The organism is Acinetobacter sp. LMB-5 (assembly GCF_001541635.1).
In the GTDB taxonomy this organism is placed as follows: domain Bacteria; phylum Pseudomonadota; class Gammaproteobacteria; order Pseudomonadales; family Moraxellaceae; genus Acinetobacter; species Acinetobacter pittii.
This window is the reverse complement of the sequence record NZ_LRDR01000001.1, coordinates 507,109-533,513: the sequence shown is the minus strand read 5'-3', so window position 1 is coordinate 533,513 and position 26,405 is coordinate 507,109. Positions and strand designations below refer to the sequence as shown.

Here is a 26,405-nt window from a genome sequence, read left to right as displayed (position 1 = left end):
TTAAAAGTACGTTTAATTTATAAAAAATTTAAATGTTGAAATTAAAAATCAGTTTAATCGTTATTTTTACTCACCTTAGAAAAGCATCTGTTAGACTAATATTTTTAGTGGAAATAGAGAATAACGTGCTGCCATTTAAGCTATGGGTAGACGCAGACGCCTTACCGAAAATTTTACGTGAAGTGATTTTACGTGCATCAGATCGTTATCAATTAGAAGTCATTTTTGTAGCCAATCAGAATGTTGGTATCACCCCTTCAGTACGAATCAAATCAATACAGGTTCTCAGTGGTGCTGATCAGGCAGATAAAGAAATAGTTGATCGTATGGTTGAAAATGACATTGTCATTACGCAGGATATTCCACTGGCAGCTCAGGTGATCGAGAAAGGTGGAGTTGCTATTCATCCCCGTGGTGAAGTCTATACAACGGCCAATGTTAAAGCGCGTTTACATCTACGTGATTTCATGGATACGCTTCGTGGTGCGGGTGTGCAAACTGGTGGACCACCGCCTATTTCCGAGCGAGATAAACGTGAATTTTCAAGTTCATTAGATCAAACGATTTTAAAGCAAAAACGTAAAACAGCTAAGTGAGCATCGCATGCCATCGCAAACCAATTTGGCTCTAACCTATGCCTTGTTAGTGTTTATCTGGGCAACAACTCCGTTGGCAATTGTCTGGAGTGTGTCTGATCTACATCTGATGTGGGCATTGTTATTACGCTTTTTTATTGCATTGCCTTTGGCTGTCATCATATTACTAATTTTGAGAACACCTTTTCCGACGCATCGACAAGCAGTTCATAGCTATATTGCCGGATCTTTTAGCTTAATTGGTTCTCAAATTTTCACTTATGCCGCGACCCAATATTTAAGTTCCGGCATGATTGCACTTATGTTTGGCTTAGCACCGATTATGGCGGGGCTTATTGGGCGGTTTGCTTTTGGCCAGCAACTTTATAAGCTGCAATGGTTGGGTATGGCAATTGCGGTCTGTGGGCTAGCTATTATTTGTCTGAGCGGTGCGAATCAGCATGTACACCCGTTTGGTATTATTCTTATGCTGATCAGTGTGTTTGTTTATTCATTTTCAATTTTCTGGGTTAAGAAAGTTAATGCCCAAATTCAGCCGATGGCTCAGGCAACAGGCTCTATTTTAGTGTCTTCTATTTTTGCTAGTTGTTTTATTCCATTTATTTGGCAATATGCACCGACACATTTGCCAGAAGCCAAATCACTATTTGCCCTAATTTATACGGTACTCATGGCTTCACTCGTTGCCATGTTCTGTTATTTCAAACTTATACAAAATATTCAGGCAACCACTTTATCTTTAACGACAGTTATTACCCCTATGTTAGCGATGATGATTGGGGCTGCTTTAAACCATGAACAACTTTCAATTATGGTTTTTGTAGGCGCTTTCATTATCTTGTCTGGACTCTTTTTATATTTCTATAAAGACATTCAGGCAAACCGGAACTTTGCTCAACATATGAAGTCTAAATAGGAGAAGATTTGGGTAATTTGTTGAGCTTATTCATTAAATTGTTCTAATTCGTAGCGAAATGCATGATCAAATTGATCTCCCAACTCAACTAGTAGAAAATAGCGCAGCAATATAATATTAGGATTATTAAGGATAAGTCAGAACTTACTGATTTTTAAACCTTAATACAGCATCTAACGGTATGGCCAAATAGTAGATGTGGGTGCAATTTGACATCAACATCTTATATTTTCCATCAATGACCTTGGATTTAGAAGGTATGTTTAAACCAATCTCACTGTATATAGGGTTGAGATATACTCGCGCAAGACGCAGTAATCATTTTATTTCTTTTATTGCATTGGTTTCGATGGTCGGTTTGACACTAGGTGTCGCTGTGCTGATTACAGTACTTTCTGTCATGAACGGTTTCGATCGCGAATTGAAAAACCGTGTGTTAGGAATGGTGCCGCAAGCAACAGTTTCATCTACACAAATCCTCACGGATTGGCCTGAACTCGTGAAGCGAGTTGAACATCATCCACATGTAACAGGGGTTGCACCTTTTACGCAATTGCAAGGTATGTTAACTGCGCAAGGGCAAGTCGCTGGTATTATGGTGACGGGTATTGACCCAAAATATGAAAAGAATGTCTCTATTATTCAAAATCATATTGTTGCCGGGAGCTTAGATTCACTTAAAAAAGGTGAATTTGGTATTGTACTTGGTAAAGATATGGCTGATTCATTGGGCTTACGTCTAAATGATAGTGTGACATTGGTTTTACCAGAAGCAACGCCATCTCCAGCAGGTGTTGTACCTCGTTTCAAGCGTTTTAAAGTGGTTGGTATTTTTAGTGTAGGCGCTGAAGTCGACTCTATGGTGGGTTATATCGCCCTATACGATGCTTCAACCTTATTACGCTTACCAGATGGTGCCCAAGGTGTCCGTTTAAAACTAGATGATATTTTTGCAGCGCCGCAAGTTGCTGACGACTTAGTAAAAAGTTTACCAAGCAATTTCTACGCGACGAACTGGACCTATACGCATGGTAATTTATTTAATGCCATTCAAATGGAAAAAACTCTAGTCGGTTTATTGCTTGTCCTTATTATTGTGGTTGCAGCATTTAATATTGTTTCATCATTGGTCATGGTGGTGACTGATAAAAAATCTGATATCGCAATTTTGCGTACATTAGGCGCTTCGCCATCGATGATCACTAAAATATTTATGGTTCAAGGTACCGTGATTGGGGTGATTGGTACAGTTGCAGGTACGGTTTTAGGTGTAATTTTAGCTTTAACCATTAGTGATATCATTTCATGGTTTAACAATGTGTTGGGCTTAAATCTATTTGATGCTTACTTTGTACATTACCTTCCTTCTTATTTAAGATGGCAAGATGTAACGATTATCGTGATTGTTTCTTTACTTTTAAGCTTCTTGGCGACTATTTATCCAGCGCTTCGTGCTGCTAAAGTTCAACCTGCCGAGGCTCTGCGCTATGAGTAAAATTGTTTTAGAAGCGAAAGAAATATATAAACATTTTGATGACGGTAAATCTAAAGTTGAAGTCATTAAAGGTCTTTCTTTACAAGTTGAAGCAGGGCAGTTTGTTTCGATTGTCGGTGCGAGTGGTTCAGGTAAAAGTACTCTGCTTCATGTGCTAGGTGGTTTGGAGCAGCCAACTCAAGGGCAAGTATTTTTAAATGGTCAGCGCTTTGATAATTTAGGTGAAGCTGAACGTGGTTTTCAGCGCAACCAATATCTCGGTTTTGTTTATCAATTTCACCATTTATTACCTGAGTTTTCTGCGCTTGAAAATGTCGCGATGCCTTTAATGCTTCGTGCAGATAGCCAATTTAAATCGGTAAAAGCGCAAGCTGAATATTTACTTGATCGAGTTGGGTTGTCTCATCGTATGGATCATAAGCCAGGGGAGCTTTCGGGTGGTGAGCGCCAACGTGTGGCTTTAGCGCGTGCTTTAGTCACTAAACCTGCGGTTGTTCTGGCTGATGAACCTACAGGTAATTTAGACCGTAAAACAGCTCTAGGTATTTTTGAATTACTGACCGATCTTAAGAAAGAACTCAACATGGCAATGTTAATTGTGACCCATGACGAGCATTTAGCTCAGGCTGCTGATTCTATTTTGCATATGCAAGATGGACTCTGGGTGAGTGGCACTTAAAAAATTGTCATTAAATCACATTGTTAAAGCCCACTGAGTTGGGCTTTAATTTTGCCCCTAAAAAGATAATGATATGACCTTGAATGTTAAAACTTATTTTAATGGGGTGGATTGGGGGTATTGCATTTATGGGGATAGATATCCCTTTAATAATGCAATATGGGTGGTTAGGTAAAGTCTTGCTTGTTATCGGCTTTATTTTTTATATTTTTAAGAGAAATTTATTCTTAAATCGCCCCATATTAAAAACCATTTACTGTTTAGTCTGCGCTATTAGTTTTTTTACTATAGGACATCAATATGCTCAGTATGCCTTAAATGAAAGATTAGAACTGCGACAAATGCAGCCTAAATCTTTAGATATTATTGTGTATGTCGACCGTATAAGTGAAGAAAAAGAAGATAAGACACAGCAACCCGTTCAGGTATTAGGGCAGTCCTTACATCCCGTCAATTGGCTATTGTATTTAAAAAATCAAAAAGTAAACTCAGCCATAGATGAGCCAAAATTAAAATTAGGTCATTATTATCGAATTTCTGGCAAAACCAAACCTGCTCATAGTTACGCAGTGGCTGGTGTTTTTGACCAAGAACAGTGGTTCATTCAACGAAATATAATGTCTGGTTTTAGTGTTCAGCATATTGAGCCTTTAAGCTCTGATGAAATTTATCAGTTGGGTTATCAACATCATTTAAAAGAGCAACAAAAATTCTTTAACAGACAAAAGTTAAATGTAGAAAAGTTGCGCCTAACATTTAGATTAATGTTAAAACAATCTCCTTTGCAAAATAAAGGTCTGTTATTAGCTTTATTAACAGGGGACGAAAGTCTCTTAAATGATGAGATTAAAAATCAATTTAAGGAATTAGGAATCTCTCATTTGTTAGCCATTTCAGGGCCTCATGTACTCATTTTTGCCATCATGTTGTCTTGGGTATTACATCAATTAATAAGACGTTATTATCCGCAGCTTTATTTGCGTCAACCTAAACAAATATGGGCCATGATTCCATTATGTTTCGGTGTTTTAATTTATACGGCATTTGTTGGTTTTGAAATTCCCGCCTTAAGAACTTTACTCTCAGTATTTTTATTTGCTTCTTTGTTATTGATTAAAGTGCCTGTTAAGCCATTTTCACTCTTGGTTTATAGTGCAAGTCTACTTTTACTTTTCGATCCCTTCAGTGTTTTATCAGCAGGCTTTTGGCTGTCTTATGGTTCTTGCTTTATTTTATTACGGATTTATCAAACTATAGAGCAGGCCCCAAATCTTGTTTCAACTAGTCTGTTATTTAGAATCATTCTTTTCAGTAAAATTTTAATTGAATCTCAAGGCAAAATATTTATTGCCTTATGTCCCTTAATGTTGATTTTCTTTCAACAAATTTCATGGGTTGCTCCTTTTACAAATATTATTGCTGTTCCTTTACTTGGAGGAGTAATTGTTCCTTTAAATATTTTTGCAGCTTGTGTATGGCTTATTTTTAAATCATTCGGAAATTTACTTTTTCAAATTAATGACGTCCTGATTAGTATAGTACTGTCATGTTTTAATCTTTTAGAGAAGTTATCTCTACCATTACAAGGCTTTAGCCTGACACCGCTTGCTTTGGTTTGCCTTAGCTTCGTTATTATTATCTTATTTTTACCGCGTGGAGTTTTACCAAAATCTTGGGGACTAATATGCTGTCTACCCTTGATCATTCCAGATGAGTCGTCCCAGCAAATTCAATTAAATATTATAGATGTAGGACAGGGGCAATCTATATTCTTACAGCACCCGCAGCAGACATGGCTCATCGATACGGGTGGGTCTTATGATGAGAAAGCTTTTAGTATTGGTCAAAATGTGGTGATTCCATATTTACGCCAAAAGGGAATTAAACAACTGGATCACGTCGTACTATCTCATCTTGATCAAGATCATAGCGGAGCATTTCCTTCTATTGCTCAGACTTTTCCTATTAAACAAGTCATATCAAATGAATTATGGAAAGAGCAAATTACAGAACCCTTTACTTATTGTCATCAAGGGCAAAAATGGCAATATCCACAATTAAATATTGAAATTCTTTGGCCTAAAGAAAAAGATTTAAACTTAGTTTCTTCAAATCAAAACCAATATTCTTGTGTGGTTTATATTCACTTAAAACAGATAAATGGTTATCAAAATTATTTAATTATGGGTGATGCAGGGTGGGAAGCAGAATATCAACTCATGAAAGAATATCCTGATTTAAAGGTAGATGTTTTGGTATTAGGTCATCATGGAAGTAAACATAGTTCGGCTTATGACTTTTTAGCGACTCTAAAACCAAAGCTTGTTGTTGCTTCTGCTGGCTTTAATAATCGTTATGGTCATCCAAGCAAAGAGGTTTTAGCGAGAGTACAAGCACTTAATCTTCCGTTTAAAAGCACAGTTGAACAAGGAACATTAAGCTTTGTATCTCGCAATCAAGAGATGGTTTTATACACTCGACGTTTCGAGCGTACTTGGCTTCACAGGAATTTGTGAAGCTTCTGCTTTAAGTCTATCTACAATTTGAAGTGCTTCATTTGGATCAATATTGTAAATATTATCTAAAGCTGGATTTGCTTTAAAACGTTTATAACTCCAGTGATAGTGTTCTGGATAATGTTGGATCAGTTGTTCAATGGCTTGATGAATAACAAAGGTTCCATCATCGGCACTACCTTCGTAAATCTTCTCATCCATAGGTTCAATATGCATCGTAAAACCGTCGTGTTCATTACGAATCGCATAAAGAAATAATGCTTTGGCTTTTGTTTTTTGGATGAGCTTGGCGCTTAAATTACTTGAGGCAAGTGGTACACCAAAATAATTGATCATATCCCCACCAACATTAGGTGTATGGTCGGGTAAAATTACAGTGGTTTCGCCTTGTTTGAGTGCTTTAAAAATTTGTCGAACACCCGTCTCATCGGTAGGTACCAAGTTGGCTTGTTCACGACTACGTGCTTCGCGAACAAAACGGTCTGCATCTTCATTTTTTACAGGCTTGTATAAAATAGTCATGGAAGTGAACTGGGCACACCAAGCATTCATGATTTCCCATGTACCAAAATGTGGAACAATCAAAACCACACCTTTTTTTGCTGCCAGTGCTTCATGAAAGTAATGTTCACCCTCGATATGGTGAATTCTTGAAATGTTCTTACTATTTGACGAGCCCCAAATACTTAAGAACTCGAAGTATGAGGTTAACTCGTTACGAATAGCTTGTTGTGTAATATCTATTCGTTGCTGTGGTGTTAAGTGGGGAAGTGCAATTTGTAAGTTAAGTTCTATACTTTTTGATGTTCTAGTAATTTTTAAAGTATTGACTAACCCTGCCAACATACGGGCAATAAAACGTCCAAATTGAATGGGTTGACGGCTAAAAGTTTTGAGTAAGTAATAGTTCATGCTTTTTACATCTAGTTTGGTCATCTATCGCGGTAAAAAGGAGGCAACAAGTAAAAAAAGATAAAAATATTATAAATGAAATCATATAATTTAGACAGTTTTTATCAAATCAACGTATATAATGACATCATTTTAGATTGATTTGGATTGGAATTTTATGTCCGATTGGCCACCAAAACCACAAAATGAACCTATAATCCCTAAACAAAATGGACCGGAATGGCAAATTCTTGAGAAGGCTGTACTTGCTTCAGTAGAAGAGCAACGCCGTAGTCGTCGTTGGGGTATCTTCTTTAAAACATTAACTTTTATTTATCTATTATTCATTATTGTACTCATGGGTAAAGGCTGTTCAACCAGCAAAGAAGGCTCTGCCGTAAGTAGCAGTAGTGCTCATTTGGCAGTGGTGGATATTATTGGAACGATTGATGCTTCGAGTAATCAAGCGGTAAATAGTGAAGATACGAATAAAGCGCTTAAACGTGCTTTTGAAGCCTCAAATAGTAAGGCTGTTGCACTTAACATTAACTCACCTGGCGGTTCTCCAGTTCAGTCTGATGAAATCTGGCAGGAAATTCGTTATTTGAAAAAACAGCACCCAGATAAGAAAGTTTATGCCGTTATTGGTGATATGGGGGCATCGGGTGCGTACTATATCGCTTCTGCTGCTGATGAGATTATTGTCAACCCATCAAGTTTAGTGGGCTCAATTGGTGTGATCATGCCTAACTATGGCATTACTGGTTTAGCTCAGAAGCTCGGTATTGAAGACCGCACTTTAACTGCCGGAACGAATAAAGACATTTTAAGTATGACAAAACCGATTGATCCTGCTCAAAAGCAACATATTCAATCTGTTCTTGATAATGTTCATACTCACTTTATTACCGCAGTGAAAGAAGGCCGTGGTAAGCGTTTGAAATCGAATGATCCAGCTATTTTTTCTGGCTTATTCTGGACGGGTGAACAAGCAATTCAATTAGGTGTTGCTGACCGTTCAGGTAATATTACGAGCTTGATGCGTGAACTAAACCTTGATAATAAAGTTGACTACACAATTGAGCGTAACCCACTACAATCCATTTTGGGTCGTATGGGGGCACAAATCGGGCAAGGAGTAAGTGAATCTATTGCTCAAGAGGTGCAGACTAGTCAAAGCGCAAAATTACAATAAATCTGTATTTTTAGGATAACGGTATGTCAGTAAAACCGGTTATACACTTTGCGCATGCTAATGGTGTGCCATCTATGGTGTATCAAAAATTGTTTGATCAATTAAAAGATGAGTATGACGTAATTTATGTTCCACTCATTGGTCCTGACAAACGTTATCCTGTGACTAACCATTGGCCTGCTTTGGTTGATCAAGTTATTGATAGTATTGTGCGTCAGGCGAAAGGACGTAAAGTCATCGGATTAGGCCATTCTCTTGGTTCGGTTTTAACATTGATGGCATCTTTTCGACGTCCTGAACTGTTTTCTCAAGTCATTATGTTAGATCCGCCTCTTATTTTAGGGCGATATTCGTTTGCTTTTCATATGGCAAAGTTATTTCGCCCTAAATTGGTTGATGCGATGACACCGGCGGGCTTATCTGCACGTCGTCGTGAACATTGGGAATCGAGAGAGCAGGCTGCTGAGTTACTTCGTCCTAAAGGATTTTATAAAGATTTTGATGAAGATTGTTTTCAGGCTTATATTGATTATGCTTTGAAAGAAGATTCGATTCGCGGTGGAGTAACTTTAACGATTTCTCGTGAAGATGAAGTTGCAATTTTCCGTAAAAATCCTTCTTGGTGGTGGCTGCCTATGCCAAAACCTAAGATGCCTGTGCATTTAGTTGTGGGTAAAGGAAGTGATTTCTTAAAAAGAGGCTTTCCTCAAATGGCAAAGCGAAAAATGGGAATCCCATTTACTGTGGTTGAAGGGGGACATATGTTCCCTCTAGAGCATCCTATTGATACAGTAAATTCTATAAAGAAATTGATTCATCATTAATTAAATTAATTTAAAACTTATAAAAAAGGACATGCCAGCATGTCCTTTTTTATTTTTGTTTGTTAGTAAAATACTTTACCAACTTGCAAAACGAATAGGGTCTTTTAGAACTTGATTACGGAAATAGGCTTGCCCATCTTTCCATGTAAGTTGACCGTTACACAGCCACTCGGCAACTTGTGGATAAATAAAGTGCTCAAGTGTATGGACTCGATCTGCTAATGAAGCGACAGTATCATGTTCTTTAACTGATATAGCTGATTGGGCAATAGATTGACCAGAATCCAGTTCAGCAGTTACAAAGTGTACGGTACAACCATGCAAACGATCACCTGTGTTTAAAACACGTTGATGAGTATTCACACCTTTGTAAGCTGGAAGAAGCGAGGGATGTATATTCAGCATTTTCCCTTGCCATTTGTTGACAAAGGTTGGTGTTAAGATACGCATGAAGCCAGCTAAAATAACTACATCTACTTCCCAAGCTAAGAGTTGCTGATGCATTGCCTCATCAAAAACTTCGCGCGTTGGAAAGTCTTTATGGGAGATAACAGCGGTAGCAATATTGGCTTTTTGAGCACGCTCTAGGGCATAAGCATCTGCTTTATTAGACAGTACACCTACAATTTGCCCTGATAGATTTGCATCTATCAAGGCCTGTAAATTACTGCCATTCCCAGAGACTAGAACAGCAATTTTTATCATGCAAAGATCACACGAATTTTTTCGTCTGCACCTTCCACTGACTCAGCATTTTCTTGGATATGTCCGATTTTCCAAGCTTTTTCGCCTTTAGCATTAAGTACTTCAATTGTTTTTTCAGCATCATTTGCATCAACAGCAATAACCATACCTACACCACAGTTAAAAGTACGGTACATTTCAAAGCGTTCTACATTACCTTCGCGTTGTAGAAGTTGGAACAATTCAGGCCATTCCCAAGAAGATTCATCAATAACTGCTTGTGCACCATTTGGCAATACACGAGGTAAGTTACCTGGTAAACCACCACCAGTAATGTGCGCCATAGCATGAACATCAACTTGTTTGCAGAGTTCAAGAACTGGTTTTACATAAATACGAGTTGGTTCCATTGCTACATCAGCAAGAGGACGACCATCAATCGTTTGAGTTAAATCAACGTTTTTAACGTCTAAAATTTTACGTAGTAATGAGTAACCATTCGAGTGAGCACCACTTGATGCAACACCGATAAGTACGTCACCAGACTTTACTTTAGAGCCATCAATAATTTTGCTTTGCTCAACAACACCAACGGCAAAACCAGCAAGATCGTAATCTTCACCTTCGTACATGCCTGGCATTTCCGCGGTTTCACCACCTACAAGTGCGCAACCTGCAAGCTCACAACCTTTACCAATACCAGTAACAACGTTTGCAGCAACGTCAACATTTAAGTGACCAGTCGCGTAATAATCAAGGAAGAATAATGGTTCTGCGCCACAAACTAAAAGGTCATTTACACACATAGCCACAAGGTCTTGGCCGATTGTGTCATGACGATTGAGATTAAGGGCCAAACGTAATTTAGTTCCTACACCATCGGTTCCAGAAACTAAAACAGGCTCTTCATAACCTTTGGGAATTTTGCATAGTGCACCAAAGCCACCAAGCCCGCCCATTACTTCAGGACGACTTGTACGTTTAGCGACTGACTTGATACGATCGACCAGTGCGTCGCCCGCTTCAATGTCGACACCCGCATCTTTGTAGCTTAAACCGGTATTTGGGGTAGAAGTTGAGTTGCTCATAAATGAAGTCTCCGCATTGGCGGCAGATTATAACCTGAATATACGAAACTCTTATGTTATTTATGCTCGAAAATGCTATCTTTAATAAAAATATTTTTTCATTTATAACGATTAAATCAAAAAAGGCTAGATTTTATGCAAGATCGTATACTGCGCCGTATTTTTTTACTCGCAGGTATTGTATTGCTGGTATGGGTGTTGTACTTACTCAAGCCTGTAGTCATTCCTTTTATCGGTGCTTTTTTCCTGGCTTATTTATTCAGTCCACTTGTTGATGTGCTGGTAAAAATGAAATTGCCTCGCTGGTTAGCAATTAGCGTGGTATTTGTTGGAATAGGTGTAACCTTAACTATTGCACTCTGGTATTTAGTTCCACTGATTTGGAAACAATTAGTTTATGCCCGAGATAGTATTCCAGCAGGTATTCACTGGATTAACGCTACCTTTTTACCTTGGGTGTCTTCGACATTTAATGTCCAGCAAATGGAAATTGACACAGAGCAGTTGTCTAAAGCTGTCATGGAATATGTCCAAACAAACTATAGCGCAGACAGCATTCAGGCAGTGTTATTAAAACTGGCTCAATCTGGTTTGAATTTTATTCAGATTGGTGGAACAGTTGTTTTAATTCCAATTATTGCTTTCTATTTCTTGCTTGATTGGGAGCGTATGTTGCAAAACTTACGTCGTCTCATTCCGCGTCCATATGAAGCGACTACTTTACAGATCGTTGGTGAATGCCATAGCGTTTTAGGAGCATTTGTTAAAGGTCAGTTTCTTGTCATGCTATTGCTTGGCGTAGTATATGCAGTTGGTTTACAACTCATCGGTTTGGAAGTTGGCCTGATTATTGGTATGGTGGCTGGGCTTGCTAGTATTATTCCTTATTTAGGTTTTGCTGTAGGTATTATTGCCGCTGTTATTGCTAGCCTGTTCCAGTTTGGCTTGGATTGGATGCATCTATTACTGGTTGGTATTGTCTTCATGATTGGTCAAGCGGTAGAAGGCTATATCCTACAGCCATTCTTACTGGGTGATAAAATTGGCTTATCTCCTGTAGCAGTTGTTTTTGCAGTATTGGCAGGTGCACAACTTGCAGGCTTCTTGGGAATGTTAATTGCATTGCCTGTTGCTGCGGTTATTGTAGTGTTGTTGAAACATTTAAGAGAGAATTACGAAAGAAGCTCACTTTATGCTCCACCATCTACATTAGTGATCCAACATGGCGATATTGAGCAAATTCATGTACAAACCGAAAGCACTAAGCTTGATCTTGAAGTTAAAACACAGCAAGATACAGATGAACTAAAATCTCCTAACCAGAAATAATTTCAAGGTTAATTCAATATATGCGTCAACTCCAACTGGATATAGAACCTCAACTTGATGCCCGAATCAGTGATTTTTCGGGACCGGGTTGGGGGCATGTAGTCGATGCCGTGCGGCAACTACATGCTGGTCTGGTGAGTAGATTCTATATCTACGGTGGAGCAGGAACGGGCAAGAGCCATTTGCTTTCCGCAATTTGTGATTCTTATTTAGAAATAGGTAAGTCTGCTATCAAAGTATCTTTGCTTGAACTGCTTGATGCACCTATTGAGGCAATTACCTCTTTAGAACATTATGATCTTGTTGCTTTGGATGATATTGAATCGATTAGTGGTGTGCCTCATTGGCAGAAAGCTGTTTTTCATTTAATGAATAATCATGAAGGACAACTGGTATTTTCTTCGCGTGTAGCACCGATTGAATTAAAGCTGGAATTACCAGACTTACAATCACGACTTACACAAGCTGTTAGTGTAAAAGTACCAAGTGGAAGTTTATATGCAGATCGCTATGCCTTAGTGACATCTGTAATGGCTAGAAGGGGTATCCACTTTGATCAACAAATTGTTGACTACTTATTATTACATGGTCCTCATCAAGCGTCTCTTTTACTGCAAACTGTTGCTCAGTTAGAAAAACTGCTCAAAGGTGAAAAAACAAAACTTTCTAATGCGACTTTAAGACAAATTTACGCTTTGATTGATGAGTATCAACATTAAGTTTCTTTAACTTAAGTTTGCTGTTTTGCTTAAATTAAACTCATACAATTTAAAAAATGGCTTTCCCTACATAAGTTTTTCTCCTTTCAGAATAGTTATATTTATATCTATTAAATTTTCTTTTAATTTTTTAATACGCCACTTTTTTGTATTTAAAAAACTTTTTTAGATCTACGAGGCTTTTTGTAACCTAGCTCAAAAATGACTCTACAGACCGACCAAAATGTCTTGAGAAATTCTACTTCCTGTGACAAAGTACGCACAAAGGATGCGATTGCAAAAGCGGAAATTTTGCAATATTGACAAAGAAAAATGAAAAAAGATGTAAGGAGATGGGTATGCTCAAACGGAGCATTGCTTTTGCTTTATTGGCTGCTGCTGGACACGCTTATTCTGCCGATATTCAAGTCACAACTACAACTGATGAAGACGTCGATAACACTGCCTGTTCATTACGCGAGGCTGTAAAATTTCTAAATTATCGAGCCTCTTCCAATGCTGCTGATGTTGAAAAATATGCAAATGGTTACAATGGTTGTGGTAATAAAGACGCTTCTTCAAATATTATTTTGCAGCGTGATAAAGAATATTTATTAAATACAAGTATAACGATTGCAGCGCCTCTTACTATCTCAATAACTGAAAATGATTCCCCTTTTGAAGACACTGATCAACCAGGCTCTCATAATGCTACTATTAAAATAGCAAGCACCGACAGGCTATTTCACATAGATGATGGCAGTACAGAAAAGCCATCATTTTCCGTTTATTTCAATGATCTTAACTTACAGGGTGCTGGGGCGAAATCAAATGTTACTATCGGCGGTTTAATTCTAAATCACGAAAGCTTAATTATTCAAAACTCTCGATTAACTGATGGATATGCTAATGAAGGCGGAGCTATTTATAATCAGGGATTATTGACTCAAACAGATCAAACTGCTGGATCAGTTCGTATTATAAATAGCCTTATTCAAAATAATAAAGCAAATCAGGGCGGGGTGATTTATAGTGAACAGCCTTTGTATTTTATTACTCAATCAGTAATACGTGATAATGAAGTTAGTTTAGCAAGCGGATCACTTTTCTTCAGTGCAAATAAATTTAATGACGAAAGTACTGGGCAATATTTAAGTCGTCGAGCTATTGGATTAAGTAATAGTACGTTTTTTCACAATAAAGTCGGTTTTATTGCCAATATTTACGATGGAATGTTTGTTAATAACATCACCATGATAAAAAATGACAAAGGCCTATTTCTTGATGCTCCGCAAGGTAATGCTTCTATTTCAAATAGTGTTTTAGTTGGTAATGTAGTCAATTGTCAAGCTAGTGCAACTGATAAAACAATTATACAAAGTAATTTGGTGACAGCAGAATGTAATCGAAATGCCTCATCAAAACTTCCTAATATTCTTTACCCTAGTAATGAAAGATTAATAGCAGGTAATACTGATGAGGGAGTATGTGATGTGACATCAAAAGACGGATTGTTTTGTCCGTTTAGCACGCCTAAAGATAGTTTCTTAGGTTTTTTTAAGCCTCGATTGCTTGAGAGCTACACCACTTTAGCAGATTCCCTGATTATTAATAAAGGCCGCTTATACAGTGATGCTTCCTCAATTGGTTTAGCAAGTTGTGAAAGATTAGATCAAAGAGGAAAAAGACGTACTGGTTATGATGAGCTGTGTGATCTAGGTGCAATTGAATACATCTTAGATAGTGAAATTGCACCTGTTGGTCAGGATATTAGATATGGTCAAGTTGCAAAATTCAGTATTTTGGGTTCTCTCAGTGAAGCCGATTTAGTGACTCCAGCTACGTGTAAGCGTTTGTTTGGTGAGCGTCCAGATGGAAAAGAGTGGCAACCCGGGTGCTTGAAAATTGTGCAAAATAAAGATACCCCAGTTTCAAAAGGTACTTTAACTCTGGATCAGAATGGTAATGTGATTTACACGCCCAATGGAAATTGGCATGGGTCAGATATTTTTAGTATTCAGGTTGTGACGAGTGTAACTCGTTTTAATGAAGGCGTAGATTTTCAATATATCTCTATTCCAACGACAATTTCCCAAGCTCCTTTATCAGGTATTGAAGATAAATCTGTCAGTGCAGGTGGTGGAGGTAGTGTGGGAGGTGGGATTTTGTTGGGTTTATTAGGATTAATTGCATTACGCCGTTTCAAGTCATAATCAAGGATGACGACTATGAAAAAATATCAAAAAGCATTAGGCATAATTACTATTATTGCTGCGATTCCTTTAATGGCAGCAGAAAACGATACAATTATTAAAGTTAATACATTTGTAGATGAAGACCTAGATAATAATTTGTGTTCATTAAAAGAAGCTATTATTGCCGCTGAAAGAAGTACTTCATATCATGGTTGTATCTTACCTGCAATTAATACGAAATATGTGATTCAGCTTGAAAAGGGGACTTATAATTTAGATGAAGAGTTGGTACCTAAAAATAATCTGACTATTCAAGGGCCTGAGCCGGTTGATTGGAGCAAGAAAGGTTTATTAAGTGGTAGTTATCCAGCACCCACAGCTATACAAACTCGTATAAATGCTGGAGGAAAATCTCGTATTTTTAATACAGCTGTTAGTAAACAGCCTTTGGCATTAAATAATATTATTTTAGAGAATGGTAAAGCTTCTGATGTGGGAGGAGCAATTTACGCTGGTGCAGATGTAACTTTACAAAATACACAGATTTTAAACTCACAAGCAGCTCAGGGCGGTGCAATTTATTTAGGGGGGGGAGTTGCTGGCTTATCAATATTTCACTCATTGATTCAAGGTAATGGAACAAACGCTAGTAGAGGAAGTGTGGTTGCAATGAGCTGTATGTTTAATGGTTCATATGCAATACGTACTATTTCATTTGACTCAAATACTATCATTAAAAATGGATCTACTGCTTCTTTAAGTACCTTTGAGTTTTGTGGTACACCAACAATCAAATTTGGTAATAACACAGTTACTCAAAATATTGCTAGCCCTACTAATGGTACCGTTCTTAAATTTTCTGGCGATGCAGTTCCAACTCAAAATCAAACAACAAACCTCAGTTCGACAAGTAGCCTGTCATTAATAAATAATACAATTGTGGAGAACTCTGCTCATACCATTTTTTTATATGACAAGTTAGGAAAAAAAGATTTAAGTTTTAATGTACTGGCTTTTAATTCAGGTTCTTTTGCATGTCGCTATTTATTAGGTTCTGCTACTGATCAAAAAGATGCTAGAATTTTATTAAAATTTAATGCGTTAAAGTTAAGTGGTAGTAATGAAAAATGTGACATGCCAACTGAAACTTTACCAGCTGGTCATACTAATATAGATGTGTCCTCAAAAATATTAAGCCAGTTATTAGAGCCGTCCAAAGAACCTAGTGATGAAACTACAGATTTCTTACCCATTTATTATCCAAAAAATAATCAGCAATCTGATGATTTAGTTGACGTAGATTTAAAAAATGAAGGAGGCTGTCTTTCATTAGATCAAAGAGGATTAGAAAGACTTACTAGTACAAGTACTGGTGAACAAACGGTTCTTAATTCTGATAATAAATGTGATATTGGTTCTGTTGAGCAAGCTAGATTAGCAGTAAAAACTACAGCAGTTGACACGGGTTATATTAATAGTTCACTTACTGATTTATTAAATACTTATCAATCTGGTGTGGACCAAACAAAAGCAAATTTAGCTAACCCTGCTTTTTCACTTCAAGAACCTGCTTTAAAGATGAATTTAGCAAATTTTGAAAACTTAGTTAATCAGACTAAAGCTAATTTAAAGTACAGAGGAATTTATATAAATCTTAAAAACTATTATTCTACGTTTAAAAATGGTAATCCTAGAGAGATTAATATCATCCCTTATGAAAATAGTAATCATGTATTTGTTCCGTTTAAACCTGATGATTATGATATTGATGTTAAAGTTATCGGTAAGGGCCAAACACCTGAGACAGCGAAAGAAGATAATATTAAAAGCTTAAAATGTGAGTGGAATTCATCTCTTCAGCAAATTCTTTTATATCGTACAGATGATGCTCCTTCCGGAGATGATTTCGAGTTTTGTCAATATACACTCACTCTAAAAGCAAATAGAAGTATTACTGCAACAGGTATAATTAAAGCATCACTCATTAATATAGCCCCTGTTTCAGGGAACGGCACAATAACATTTAAGTATTTGGCGAATGAAATAATTCCTTTAAATTTACTTAAATATGCGAATGATGATGGAGATGGGCCTACTAATACACTTATTACAAAGCCTACTAAACCTCAATTTGCAGACTTACCTATTTATTTACCAAGCAAAGTATCAGAAGATGGTATTTTCACAGTAGTGAAAGCAGATCGTGAAGGTCCATGCCCTGGAAATGATAGTAAGAATACATGCTATGGTGGTAACGTTTATATCCAAGCAAAAAATGTTTTTAATACTTTTAACGATAGATTAACTTACTACGTATATGATGCTGATGGTGAAAAATCAAATGAGGGTACTATTAATTTGGTAAGTACTGCTACTACTATAGATGATACACGTAGCGGAGGTGGTGGTAGCTTCGGAATTTTGTCTTTAGCATCTTTACTGAGTTTAGCAGTTTATAGACGCTACCGTAAATAAACTTAAAGAATAAAAAAGCCTCCAATTGGAGGCTTTTTATAAGAAATAAAATCAAAATAATTAAGTGATTAGATGCCTTATCTTTGATAGCTAAATAAGAACTTAGTGTTCTAAATACTTGTTCATGTATTCTTCACGAATTGCTGTTCTTTCTTCACCATTCGCTTTAAGCATCCGCTCACGTAAGTCTTTTCGCTCTTGCGTACTCATTTTTTGCCATGCTTCACGCATTTTTTGTTTTTCAGCTTCAGGAAGTTGAGTAAACCAGTCCATACGTTGCTGTAAGTTGGTGCTTTGATTCGCTGGTAGCTCTTTTAAACTCTGGTAACGTTTAATGACTGCACGTTGCTCTTCTTCAGAAAGAGCATCCCATGTGTCATCGACTTGTGCATTGGCATCTTTAGAAAAAATCCAAAAGCGTTCAAAACCTGCAAAACTTGTCTGCAAGAAACTTAATGAACACAGGATAAGCGCTAATTTTTTAGCTGCCATGTTGTACTTTATCCTCACCCAACACCATTAACATCTCTAAATCTTCCACCATTTGTGGAGATAATTTAGGGTTTACGATCACTTGATTTTGTGGCTTATCCACAATCTCGACTGAGTTAGGCAGAATCACAAAACCTGTAATTGCTGCGGCAAGTGCGAAACCAGTCATTTTCCAGACACTATAATAAGAGGCTGGTTTTTGTTGAATATGGTCAAGCACATGATTCATGACCACTGTTTTATTTTTATGGTGATCTGCCAAACTATCAAGTTTGGATGTCACCTTTTTAGTGAAATCATCATGATTCATCAGAACCTCCCAAGGGATTTAAATGTGCCAAGTATTCTCTAAGTCCCTGAATTGCTCGGTGATAATGGGTTTTCACACTACCTTCGGTACAGTTCATGATCTGAGCTGTTGTATGGGTGTCAAACCCTTCCCACGCACGTAACATAAATGCCTGTTGTTGACGAACAGGTAGTTTTTCAATTGCTTCCCGAATTTCCTCTATCGTTACCGCTTGATCGAGAAAATCTGCAGGATTAATGGCTTTTTCATCAACTACATCGATAATTTCGTCGTCGTCATTATCTAGACTAACTTTTTTGAAGAATGAAAATGGGTTTGCTCTACGAGCTTCTTTGCGGCGCCAATCCTGAAGTTTGTTATTCAAAATAGTGTAAAACAGGGGATACCATTCTTCAGTACTTTTATCGGCATAAGATTTGTGTAAAGCAATAAATGCCTCTTGCACCAAATCCATTGCAATACCTTGTTGACCTTGGGTAGCACTCTCCATCATCACCAAAGCACGACCAGTAACATCTTGCATAAAAACTTTCAGGCGTTGCTCAGCCGTGCTGGCATGAGCACTAGATGTTTCCGATCGAGACTTTTTCGGTGCTAAATCCATGGAGATGGAAAATCCTGTCATTGGACATACCCACCTTATCTTCAATATATCTCTTATATAACGTTGAAAAGAGGTGGGAGGTTGACAACAATCGGTTATTTTTTACTAGTGTAATTGATTTTTTTCACAAATATGTGCGATGTAAAATAAATTAACGTTTTATTGGCGTTGGCGAACCATCTCAAAAAAACAAATAGATCCTGCAATTGCCACGTTTAATGACTCTTGTCCGCCTGGTTGGGGAATAGTTACTGATTGTGCGTGATCTAATGCATAATCACTAGCACCTTGTCCTTCATTTCCTAAAATCCACACACACGGTTTAGAAAGGTCTTTTGAGTAAAGACTAGTTGAGCGATGAGAGCTAGTAACAAAAACCGGGATTTGAAATTTTGGAAGGATATCTGTCAGCTGGAAGTTTTCAAAACAATGTAAGCTAAAATGAGCGCCCATACCTGCTCTTAAAACTCGCGGTGACCAAAGTGATGCAGAGCCTTGTGTGCAAATGATTTGTTTAATATTTGCTGCTGCTGCTGAACGTAGCAAAGTACCTACATTACCCGGATCTTGAATATTTTCTAGAATTAAGGTGTCTACATTGTAGTCGATAGTTGATGCAGTTTTAGGTAAATCAATAATCGCTAAGCAAGGTAAGCTTGTACCTAATGTGCTTAAATCTCTATATAAAACTTCACTAATAACAAAGATATGGCCTTGATGTAGCTCTGTTATTTTCTTTAAATCTTCATGTTCTAATGCTTGTTCTGTCGTAAATAAAGAAAAAATCTTCTTTTGCTGTTGTAACCAAGCTAAACAAAGATGTGTGCCTTCAAGAACGGTTTGTTGGTGCTTTTTTCGGGCGTTACTGAGTTCGATTAATCCACGCAAATGTTTAATTTTTGCATTGTCTTTTGATTCTAAAAAAATAACCGCCATAAGAAAATATCCAACAAAAGGGCACCATCATACTATGATGCCCTAAGTAATTAAAATTATTAGTGGTAGCTTGTTACGCGTTCAACTTCATTTTTAGAACCAATGATTACAGGTACACGTTGGTGAAGTTCTGTAGGTTCAATCTCTAGAATGCGTACACGGCCAGTAGTTGATGCACCGCCTGCTTGTTCAATGAGCATACTCATTGGATTCGCTTCATACATTAAACGTAAACGACCTGCTTTTTTCGGATCTTTCAAGTCATATGGGTAAAGGAAAATACCACTACGACATAAAATACGGTGAATATCACCCACCATACATGCTACCCAGCGCATATTGAAATCTTTTTCACGAACAGATGTCTTGCCTGCGAGTAATTCATCAATATATTGTTTTACTGGTTGTTCCCAATGACGCTGGTTAGATGCATTAATAGCGAATTCTTGAGTATCTGCTGCAACCTGTACATTCTCATTAGTAAGCAAGAAGGTTTGAGTTTCTGGATCTAAAGTAAAGAATGCTACGCCATTTCCTACAGTTAAAGCCATCATAGTTGATGGGCCATAAAGTACATAACCAGCAGCAACTTGCTGTGTGCCAGCTTGCATGAAATCGTTTGCTTGTGTTACTGCATTTTTTGCAGGCAAAATAGAGAAAATCGTACCTACACACATATTGATATCGATATTGCTTGAGCCATCTAATGGATCAAATAAAACGAGGTATTTACCATTTTCTTGTGCAGGTGTGAACTCATCAAGCTCTTCAGAAGCGAGACCGCCTACGTGCGGGTGTACTTTTAAAGCATCAATTAAATAGTCATTCGAAATCACATCAAGTTTTTTCTGTGTTTCACCCTGAACATTTTCATTGCCAGCACTACCTAAAATACCAGCCAGAGCACCTTTTTGTAATGCTTGGTCGATTGTTTTACAGGTCGTGGCAATAGTATCGATGACTTGAGCCAACTCAGGTGTTAGATTCCCTTTTTGTTGTTGTAAAAATTGGGACAAAGTGAGGTTGGACATAAAAAAACGCTCCTGTGCTTCAAGCATCAAAATGAGTCAGATAAATACGTGGCATATTCTAGATGAGAATGTCACAAAATAAAAATTATCTTACTTTATTTGTGTTGGATTTATGCTTACAAGCCCCAATTAAAATGGTATGTTGATTGCATTACAGCCCCAATTAAAATGGTATGTTGATTGCATTACAAAGGATTGTATATTTTTAGGAGAATCGAAATGACAACAAAGAAGTTTGATGCGACCCCCACGGCAGGTGAACCAATCAATCTAGATGAAATTTCGAAAGAAAATGTTCAGGAAGCTTGGAAAGATTATGAGGCAAAACCTGAATATAAAGATTTTAATAAGCATGATTTGATTGAGTCCATGCAACATCCTGAAGAAGACAAGAAATCTTCTTAAGTAATAAAAAAACGCTCATATTATTATGAGCGTTTTTTTATGCATATCCCTTATTTTAATAAAGGAGGGACTGCTTCGTAATTAATCTCAACGCGGCGATTTTCTTTCCACGCTGATTCATCATGTCCCGCATTAACAGGAGCTTCTTTACCATAACTTACAGCTTCAAGTTGCTGCGGGTTTACACCATTGGTAATTAAATAGCTTTGTACAGCTTTAGCACGACGCTCACCTAAAGCCATGTTGTATTCACGTGTACCACGTTCATCTGTATGGCCTGTTAATGCAACTTTTGAATTTGCATTTGCGATAAGGAACTGAGCATGAGCTTGAAGTGTTTGGTAGTCTTCAGTAGATAAATCGCTGCTGTCATAATCAAAGTGAACAACGCGTTTAGCCAAAGCCGCTTTATTTGCTTCAGTTACACCTTTAGATGAAGCACCTGCCAAATTTTGAGCATTTAATGCAGCATCTTCACTTAAACCAGAAGTGTTTACCGTGCTTGGATTTGTACCAGTCGTGGTAGTCGCTGCAGGTTTACGGCTAGCACAGCCTGTCATTACGAGTGCTACGCTAAGAAAGGGTAGAGCTAAATACTTGATTGATTTCATGATCATCTCCGTCAATGGAATTAAAAGTTATTTTGGTGCCCAGGCTGGTTCACGTACTTCACCTTGTTCGCTTGGTAAATTCATACGGAAACGTCCATCAGTAGACATAATAGACAACAAGCCACGGTTGCCTTCACGAGTTGCGTAGACCACCATTTGCCCATTTGGTGAGAAACTTGGTGATTCATCTAAACTAGTTGGGGTAAGAATATTGGTGATGCCAGTATTAATGTCTTGAATTGCAACTTTATAACTGCTGCCACTTGGGCGATGAACAAGTGCAATCTTTTTGCCATCTGCACTCAGAGTTCCACGTGCATTAAATGACCCTTTAAATGTTAAACGCTTTACTGAACCATCAGCAAAGGTATAACGATAAATTTGGGCAGAGCCACCACGGTCAGAAGTGAAAATAAAGGATTTTCCATCTGGTGTATAACGTGCTTCGGTATCAATTGCCGAGTCATTTGTCATGCGTTTGACTTGGCGAGTTGATAAATCCATTTGATAGATTTCAGGGTTGCCATTCATAGATGCTGTAAACAGCATTGATTGGCCATCTGGTGAGAAACTTGGTGCGCCGTTTAGACCTCGGAAACTGGTAAGAACTTCACGTGTTCCAGTTGATAAATCCTGTAAATAAATTGCTGGACGTTTAGTTTCAAAAGAAACATAAGCAATTTTTTTGGCATCTGGTGTCCATGCCGGAGAAAGAATTGGATCACGAGATGATAAAACGGTCTTTGGTTGTTCACCATCCGTATCTGCAATTTGTAGTGTATAACGCTCGGCAGGTGTTGCAGGGTTTCTTAGTACATATGCAATACGGCCACTAAAGTCACCTGGAATACCAGTAAGCGCTTGATAAATAGCATCACTTACCATATGGCCAGCCTGGCGTATGCGTGCAGCTGGTACATTTAAAAGTTCATTTAAAATGTATTGTTGCTTTTGTACATCATAAAGTTGGTAGTGAACTTCAAAACCTGTCGCTGTTTGTTTAATTTGTCCAGTAACTACATATGGAATACCAGCAGTTTGCCAGTCAGAAGCTTGAATCTGATTGATTGCAGCATTGGCAGGTAAGTTTTTAGATGAGCTTGTAAAGCGCCCAGAACGGTTTAAGTCTGTTTCAACAATAGGATAGAGCCCATTATCGTTGGTAAACGGGACAATAGCAATTTTGGGTGCCTGATCTGGAGCTTTAGCAATTTCCAGATATAACTGGGCAAAAGCAGTGGTAGAAGCAATAGGGCTTAAGGCTGTGATCAGTGCTAAAGATAGCAGGTGTTTGCGGCTCGTATTCATAAGTTTAAAGTCATAGCAGGTATTTTTGTGACTGTTGATTTTGTAGCATAGTTACATGCCTTAAACTATTTAAAGCATGTAACTCTTTCAAAATTATTGCGCTCTAAATGTAGAGCTAACACTTCTTGCTTCACGTCTTGCATCTGGATCTGATGGCATAGGATAGGGCGCTGCGGCTTGAATTGCAGCTTTAATACTTGCGTCTAAGGCATCATCACCACTTGAACGCGTGATCACAATAGAGTTAACGCTTCCCGAATCGGAGAGAGTGAAGCGAACACCAACTGTTTTACCACTACTGCCAGTTGGAACGTCCCAAGAGCGTCGAATTTTTTGTTCAAAATCGCGTCTAGCTGAAGAAGCAACTTTTTTAGCTTCAGCTTTCTTTTGAGCTGCTTCTTCTTGTGCTTTTTGAGCAGATGCAGCTTTGGCTTCGGCCTCTGCTTCAGCTTTACGCTTAGCATCGTCAGCAGCTTTTTGCTTGGCTTTAGCATCAGCTTCAGCTTTACGTTTAGCATCGTCAGCAGCCTTTTGCTGTTTGGCTTTCGCATCGGCCTCTGCTTTACGTTTAGCATCGTCAGTAGCTTTTTGTTGTTTAGCTTTTGCATCTGCTTCAGCTTTGCGTTTAGCATCATCAGCTTTTTGCTGTTTAGCTTTCGCATCGGCTTCCGCTTTACGTTTAGCATCATCAGCAGACTTTTGCTGCTTAGCTTTAGCAGCAGCTTCAGCTTTGCGTTTAGCGTCATCGGCAGCTTTTTGCTGCTTGGCTTTTGCATCAGCTTCAGCTTTACGTTTAGCATCGTCATTAGCTTTTTGCTGTTTAGCTTTAGCATCTGCTTCAGCTTTTCGCTTAGCTTCTTGTTGTGCCTGAAGCTTAGCATTCTCGGCCTTTTGAGCTTCACGTTTTAATTTTGCATCAGCCTCAGCTTTACGTTTAGCGTCTTCAGCAGCTTTACGAGCTTCACTTTGCTCTTGCTTAGCTTTGGCATCTGCTTGAGCTTTTGCCGTTTGTTCGGCCTTACGCTTTTGTTCGGCTTCTGATTTTGTTTTAGCTTCAGCCTGCTGTTTTTGTATTTCCTCTTTACGTTGCTGTTCCGCTGCTTGTTTCATTTTTGCAGCTTCTTCAGCTTTACGTTTTTGCTCAGCTAACTTAGCTTGTTGTGCCTGTTCGGCTTTTTGCTGTTGGGCAGCAAGTTGTTGAGCTGTTGGAGGAGGAGGCGTAGTCGGAAGATTTTGAGGAAGCGTTTCATCCACAATAGGGGCTAATACCTCTTTTGCTTCATTGGTAGCTGTAGTCTCTTGTTCAACTTCTTTTGCTAAAGGAGGAGGCAAATCTTCTGGCTTAACTAAAATAGTTGTTAGCTTTTTTGGCTGTTCAGGTGGTTTACTCAAGCCTAAAAAAAGCAAGCCAACAATGGCAATTGCATGAACTCCGAGTGTAAAGCTCAATGCAATCGCATTTTGTTTAAAGGGTGGCTTTTGATTTTTGTTCATAGCTTATTTTAAAGGCTCTGTCAGAAGGCCAACTTGAGTTAAACCTGCTTCTTGTAAACTCGCCATCAATGATACGACTTCTCCATAAGGACGAGACTTATCACCATTGACTAAAACTGTGAGTTGTTTGTTTTCTTGTTCAGCTTGTTTTTGAGCATCGCTTAAAACTTCTTCAAGCTTTTCACGAGATAATGGTTCATTATCTTTGTAATCTTCATACTGGAGATAAATATTGCCATCTTTGCCAATTGTTACCATGGCTGGCATATCTTTTGATTCGATTGGATGGTTATTTGCTTGAGGTAAATCGACCTTGATACCACTGGTAATCATAGGGGCGGTTACCATAAAAATAACCAAAAGCACGAGCATAACGTCAATATAAGGTACGACGTTCATATCACTTTTTAATGGTTTTTTTATGCGCTCAAAGCGCCCTGAACGCTGAATTGCCATTATGCATCTTCCTGTGATGAACCCACAGATTGACGTTGCAATAAAGCAATCATCTCTTCAGCAAATAAAGCGCGATCAGAATAAACACTTTCACTTTTAGCAGTGAAGTGGTTAAAAGCTAATACAGCAGGAATTGCGGCAAATAAACCAATTGCAGTTGCAATAAGTGCTTCGGCAATACCCGGTGCAACAGTTGCTAGAGTTACCTGATCGACCGCAGCTAAACCGATAAAGGCATTCATAATACCCCAAACAGTACCGAATAGACCGATGTACGGTGCTACAGAACCGATACTTGCTAAAGTACCTAAGCCGTATTCTAAATGGCTCTGATCACGACTCAAACCTACACGCAAAATACGTTCAGTGCCTTCAATTGTTTGTGAAACAGGAGCCTGACGCTTTTTGAGTTTAAAAAATTCGCTCAACCCTTGATAAAAAATATCTTCAAGCCCAGAGCGCTTTGAGTTGAGTTGGGCATTGTTATAAAGTGTATTGAGTTCAGCACCAGACCAGAACATTTTTTGGAAATGTTCATCGTCTTGATGTGCTTTTTTATAACTCATATGTAACTTGGCAATCAGATACCAACTAAAGATTGATGCTAACAATAAAATTAGCATGACCAACTGAACGACTGGACTTGCTTGTAAAATAAGGTCAGAAATATGCAGGGTTGATTCAATGTTTGTTGCCATAGGTTACATATGCCGGTTGTTTTTTTAGTCTTGTTCCAATTCTTTACGAATAAGATCACGTATTTCTTCTGGAAGACGACGAGCTACAAGTTCTTTACTTAAACATGCCAACTCAACCTCGCCAGAAGCAAGCAAGATTTCACCACGATAAATATTTTGTTGCAACACAAATGACGCAGCTTTACATGAAACTACACGTGCTGTAACAGTAATTAAATCATCCATTAAAATAGGACGCATGTATTTTACGTCAATTTTGTGTACGACAAAGTTGTAGTCTTTTTGATGCCAGTAATGATCAACGCCAGAAGCACGGAGCCATTCAGTACGGGTACGTTCCATATAGCGAATATGGTTGGCATGGTAAACAATACCACCTGCGTCCGTATCTTCAATATAAACACGAATGTTGAATTCAAAATGATTCGCCATGAGAGTATTCCGTTTTAGTTCACTATAGAGCTTTATATTTAAAATAT

General features: G+C 38.0%; 26 protein-coding genes and 1 pseudogene. 12 read left to right on the top strand and 15 right to left on the bottom strand.

The features are described 5' to 3' along the window. Positions 1-107: 107 nt before the first annotated feature. Both AW165_RS02425 and AW165_RS02420 read left to right on the top strand, forming a co-directional pair. The gene (locus AW165_RS02425) at positions 108-596 is read left to right on the top strand and encodes a YaiI/YqxD family protein (protein WP_078210287.1); all 489 of its coding nucleotides are present in this window, start codon (positions 108-110) and stop codon (positions 594-596) included. A gap of 7 nt (positions 597-603) precedes the next feature. Next, on the top strand, positions 604-1,512 hold the full coding sequence (locus tag AW165_RS02420) for a DMT family transporter (protein WP_060464866.1): 909 nt from the start codon (positions 604-606) through the stop codon (positions 1,510-1,512). A 29-nt stretch (positions 1,513-1,541) separates the two neighbouring features. Here AW165_RS02420 and AW165_RS20265 read toward each other — a convergent pair. Continuing rightward, positions 1,542-1,643 (bottom strand): annotated as a pseudogene (locus AW165_RS20265) (PilZ domain-containing protein); the annotation flags it as partial. A gap of 128 nt (positions 1,644-1,771) precedes the next feature. Between AW165_RS20265 and AW165_RS02415 the strand changes: the two are divergent. The 3 genes from AW165_RS02415 to AW165_RS02405 all read left to right on the top strand — a co-directional run bounded on the left by AW165_RS02415 (position 1,772) and on the right by AW165_RS02405 (position 6,202). Further along, entirely contained in the window at positions 1,772-3,007 is a 1,236-nt protein-coding gene (locus AW165_RS02415; RefSeq protein WP_004790618.1) for a lipoprotein-releasing ABC transporter permease subunit, read from the top strand. Then, the gene (gene lolD, locus AW165_RS02410; protein WP_032004412.1) at positions 3,000-3,686 is read left to right on the top strand and encodes a lipoprotein-releasing ABC transporter ATP-binding protein LolD; all 687 of its coding nucleotides are present in this window, start codon (positions 3,000-3,002) and stop codon (positions 3,684-3,686) included. The genes AW165_RS02415 and lolD overlap by 8 nt, the downstream gene beginning before the upstream one ends. Before the next feature lie 83 nt (positions 3,687-3,769). Then, entirely contained in the window at positions 3,770-6,202 is a 2,433-nt protein-coding gene (locus tag AW165_RS02405) for a DNA internalization-related competence protein ComEC/Rec2 (RefSeq protein ID WP_060464865.1), read from the top strand. Here the strand turns inward: AW165_RS02405 and AW165_RS02400 are convergent. Next, a complete protein-coding gene (locus AW165_RS02400; protein WP_002118440.1) occupies positions 6,155-7,138 on the bottom strand; it encodes a lysophospholipid acyltransferase family protein in 984 nt (327 codons plus the stop codon). The genes AW165_RS02405 and AW165_RS02400 overlap by 48 nt on opposite strands. A gap of 133 nt (positions 7,139-7,271) precedes the next feature. On the opposite strand from AW165_RS02400, the gene sppA reads away from it, so the two are divergent. Together sppA and AW165_RS02390 are read left to right on the top strand one after the other, a co-directional pair. Continuing rightward, the gene (gene sppA / locus AW165_RS02395) at positions 7,272-8,288 is read left to right on the top strand and encodes a signal peptide peptidase SppA (RefSeq protein ID WP_005067744.1); all 1,017 of its coding nucleotides are present in this window, start codon (positions 7,272-7,274) and stop codon (positions 8,286-8,288) included. A 23-nt stretch (positions 8,289-8,311) separates the two neighbouring features. Continuing rightward, positions 8,312-9,112 (top strand): alpha/beta fold hydrolase, encoded by an 801-nt coding sequence (locus tag AW165_RS02390; protein WP_017385815.1) that lies wholly within the window; start codon positions 8,312-8,314, stop codon positions 9,110-9,112. A gap of 75 nt (positions 9,113-9,187) precedes the next feature. Here AW165_RS02390 and purN read toward each other — a convergent pair whose 3' ends face one another. Further along, positions 9,188-9,817, bottom strand: a complete 630-nt coding sequence (gene purN, locus AW165_RS02385) for a phosphoribosylglycinamide formyltransferase (protein ID WP_005073082.1) — start codon at positions 9,815-9,817, stop codon at positions 9,188-9,190. Beyond that, complete coding sequence (purM, locus tag AW165_RS02380; RefSeq protein WP_060464864.1) at positions 9,814-10,884, bottom strand: phosphoribosylformylglycinamidine cyclo-ligase; 1,071 nt, start codon at positions 10,882-10,884, stop codon at positions 9,814-9,816. The genes purN and purM overlap by 4 nt, the downstream gene beginning before the upstream one ends. A 135-nt stretch (positions 10,885-11,019) precedes the next feature. Here purM and cxpE point away from each other — a divergent pair, with 135 nt between their 5' ends. The 4 genes from cxpE (at position 11,020) to AW165_RS02360 (ending at position 17,581) form a co-directional block, all read left to right on the top strand. Beyond that, positions 11,020-12,213, top strand: a complete 1,194-nt coding sequence (gene cxpE, locus AW165_RS02375; RefSeq protein WP_002118385.1) for a chloramphenicol efflux transporter CxpE — start codon at positions 11,020-11,022, stop codon at positions 12,211-12,213. Between the two features lie 20 nt (positions 12,214-12,233). Beyond that, positions 12,234-12,932: a DnaA regulatory inactivator Hda gene (gene hda, locus AW165_RS02370; protein ID WP_060464863.1), complete on the top strand. Its 699-nt coding sequence runs from the start codon at positions 12,234-12,236 to the stop codon at positions 12,930-12,932. 338 nt (positions 12,933-13,270) lie between these two features. Beyond that, positions 13,271-15,124, top strand: coding sequence for a rhombotarget A (rbtA, locus tag AW165_RS02365; RefSeq protein ID WP_060464862.1), 1,854 nt, complete (start codon positions 13,271-13,273; stop codon positions 15,122-15,124). Positions 15,125-15,139: 15 nt separating this feature from the next. After that, positions 15,140-17,581 (top strand): CSLREA domain-containing protein, encoded by a 2,442-nt coding sequence (locus AW165_RS02360; RefSeq protein ID WP_060464861.1) that lies wholly within the window; start codon positions 15,140-15,142, stop codon positions 17,579-17,581. A gap of 102 nt (positions 17,582-17,683) precedes the next feature. On the opposite strand, the gene AW165_RS02355 is transcribed toward AW165_RS02360, so the two are convergent. From AW165_RS02355 to AW165_RS02335, 5 genes are all read right to left on the bottom strand, one after another. Then, entirely contained in the window at positions 17,684-18,073 is a 390-nt protein-coding gene (locus AW165_RS02355) for a DUF3106 domain-containing protein (RefSeq protein WP_002118619.1), read from the bottom strand. Next, on the bottom strand, positions 18,063-18,383 hold the full coding sequence (locus tag AW165_RS02350; protein WP_002118556.1) for a hypothetical protein: 321 nt from the start codon (positions 18,381-18,383) through the stop codon (positions 18,063-18,065). Before AW165_RS02350 ends, AW165_RS02355 begins: the two co-directional genes overlap by 11 nt. Next, positions 18,373-18,987: an RNA polymerase sigma factor gene (locus AW165_RS02345; protein WP_060464860.1), complete on the bottom strand. Its 615-nt coding sequence runs from the start codon at positions 18,985-18,987 to the stop codon at positions 18,373-18,375. Before AW165_RS02345 ends, AW165_RS02350 begins: the two co-directional genes overlap by 11 nt. Positions 18,988-19,146: 159 nt before the next feature. After that, complete coding sequence (locus AW165_RS02340; protein WP_002118372.1) at positions 19,147-19,923, bottom strand: TrmH family RNA methyltransferase; 777 nt, start codon at positions 19,921-19,923, stop codon at positions 19,147-19,149. 59 nt (positions 19,924-19,982) lie between these two features. Beyond that, a complete protein-coding gene (locus AW165_RS02335; protein ID WP_017399238.1) occupies positions 19,983-20,954 on the bottom strand; it encodes a class 1 fructose-bisphosphatase in 972 nt (323 codons plus the stop codon). Positions 20,955-21,173: 219 nt separating this feature from the next. On the opposite strand from AW165_RS02335, the gene AW165_RS02330 reads away from it, so the two are divergent. Beyond that, complete coding sequence (locus tag AW165_RS02330; protein WP_005067763.1) at positions 21,174-21,359, top strand: NF038105 family protein; 186 nt, start codon at positions 21,174-21,176, stop codon at positions 21,357-21,359. Positions 21,360-21,409: 50 nt separating this feature from the next. Here AW165_RS02330 and pal read toward each other — a convergent pair whose 3' ends face one another. The 6 genes from pal to ybgC all read right to left on the bottom strand — a co-directional run bounded on the left by pal (position 21,410) and on the right by ybgC (position 26,358). Continuing rightward, positions 21,410-21,970 (bottom strand): peptidoglycan-associated lipoprotein Pal, encoded by a 561-nt coding sequence (gene pal, locus AW165_RS02325; protein WP_002118513.1) that lies wholly within the window; start codon positions 21,968-21,970, stop codon positions 21,410-21,412. A gap of 27 nt (positions 21,971-21,997) precedes the next feature. Then, positions 21,998-23,278 carry a Tol-Pal system beta propeller repeat protein TolB gene (tolB, locus tag AW165_RS02320; protein WP_005067768.1) on the bottom strand — a complete coding sequence of 427 codons (1,281 nt, stop codon included), beginning with the start codon at positions 23,276-23,278 and terminating at the stop codon, positions 21,998-22,000. A 93-nt stretch (positions 23,279-23,371) separates the two neighbouring features. Continuing rightward, positions 23,372-24,772, bottom strand: coding sequence for a cell envelope integrity protein TolA (gene tolA, locus AW165_RS02315; protein WP_060464859.1), 1,401 nt, complete (start codon positions 24,770-24,772; stop codon positions 23,372-23,374). Between the two features lie 3 nt (positions 24,773-24,775). After that, positions 24,776-25,228, bottom strand: coding sequence for a protein TolR (tolR, locus tag AW165_RS02310; RefSeq protein WP_005067772.1), 453 nt, complete (start codon positions 25,226-25,228; stop codon positions 24,776-24,778). After that, positions 25,228-25,926 carry a protein TolQ gene (gene tolQ, locus AW165_RS02305; RefSeq protein WP_016140259.1) on the bottom strand — a complete coding sequence of 233 codons (699 nt, stop codon included), beginning with the start codon at positions 25,924-25,926 and terminating at the stop codon, positions 25,228-25,230. Before tolQ ends, tolR begins: the two co-directional genes overlap by 1 nt. Before the next feature lie 24 nt (positions 25,927-25,950). Continuing rightward, entirely contained in the window at positions 25,951-26,358 is a 408-nt protein-coding gene (ybgC, locus tag AW165_RS02300; RefSeq protein ID WP_004699892.1) for a tol-pal system-associated acyl-CoA thioesterase, read from the bottom strand. Positions 26,359-26,405: the final 47 nt, after the last annotated feature.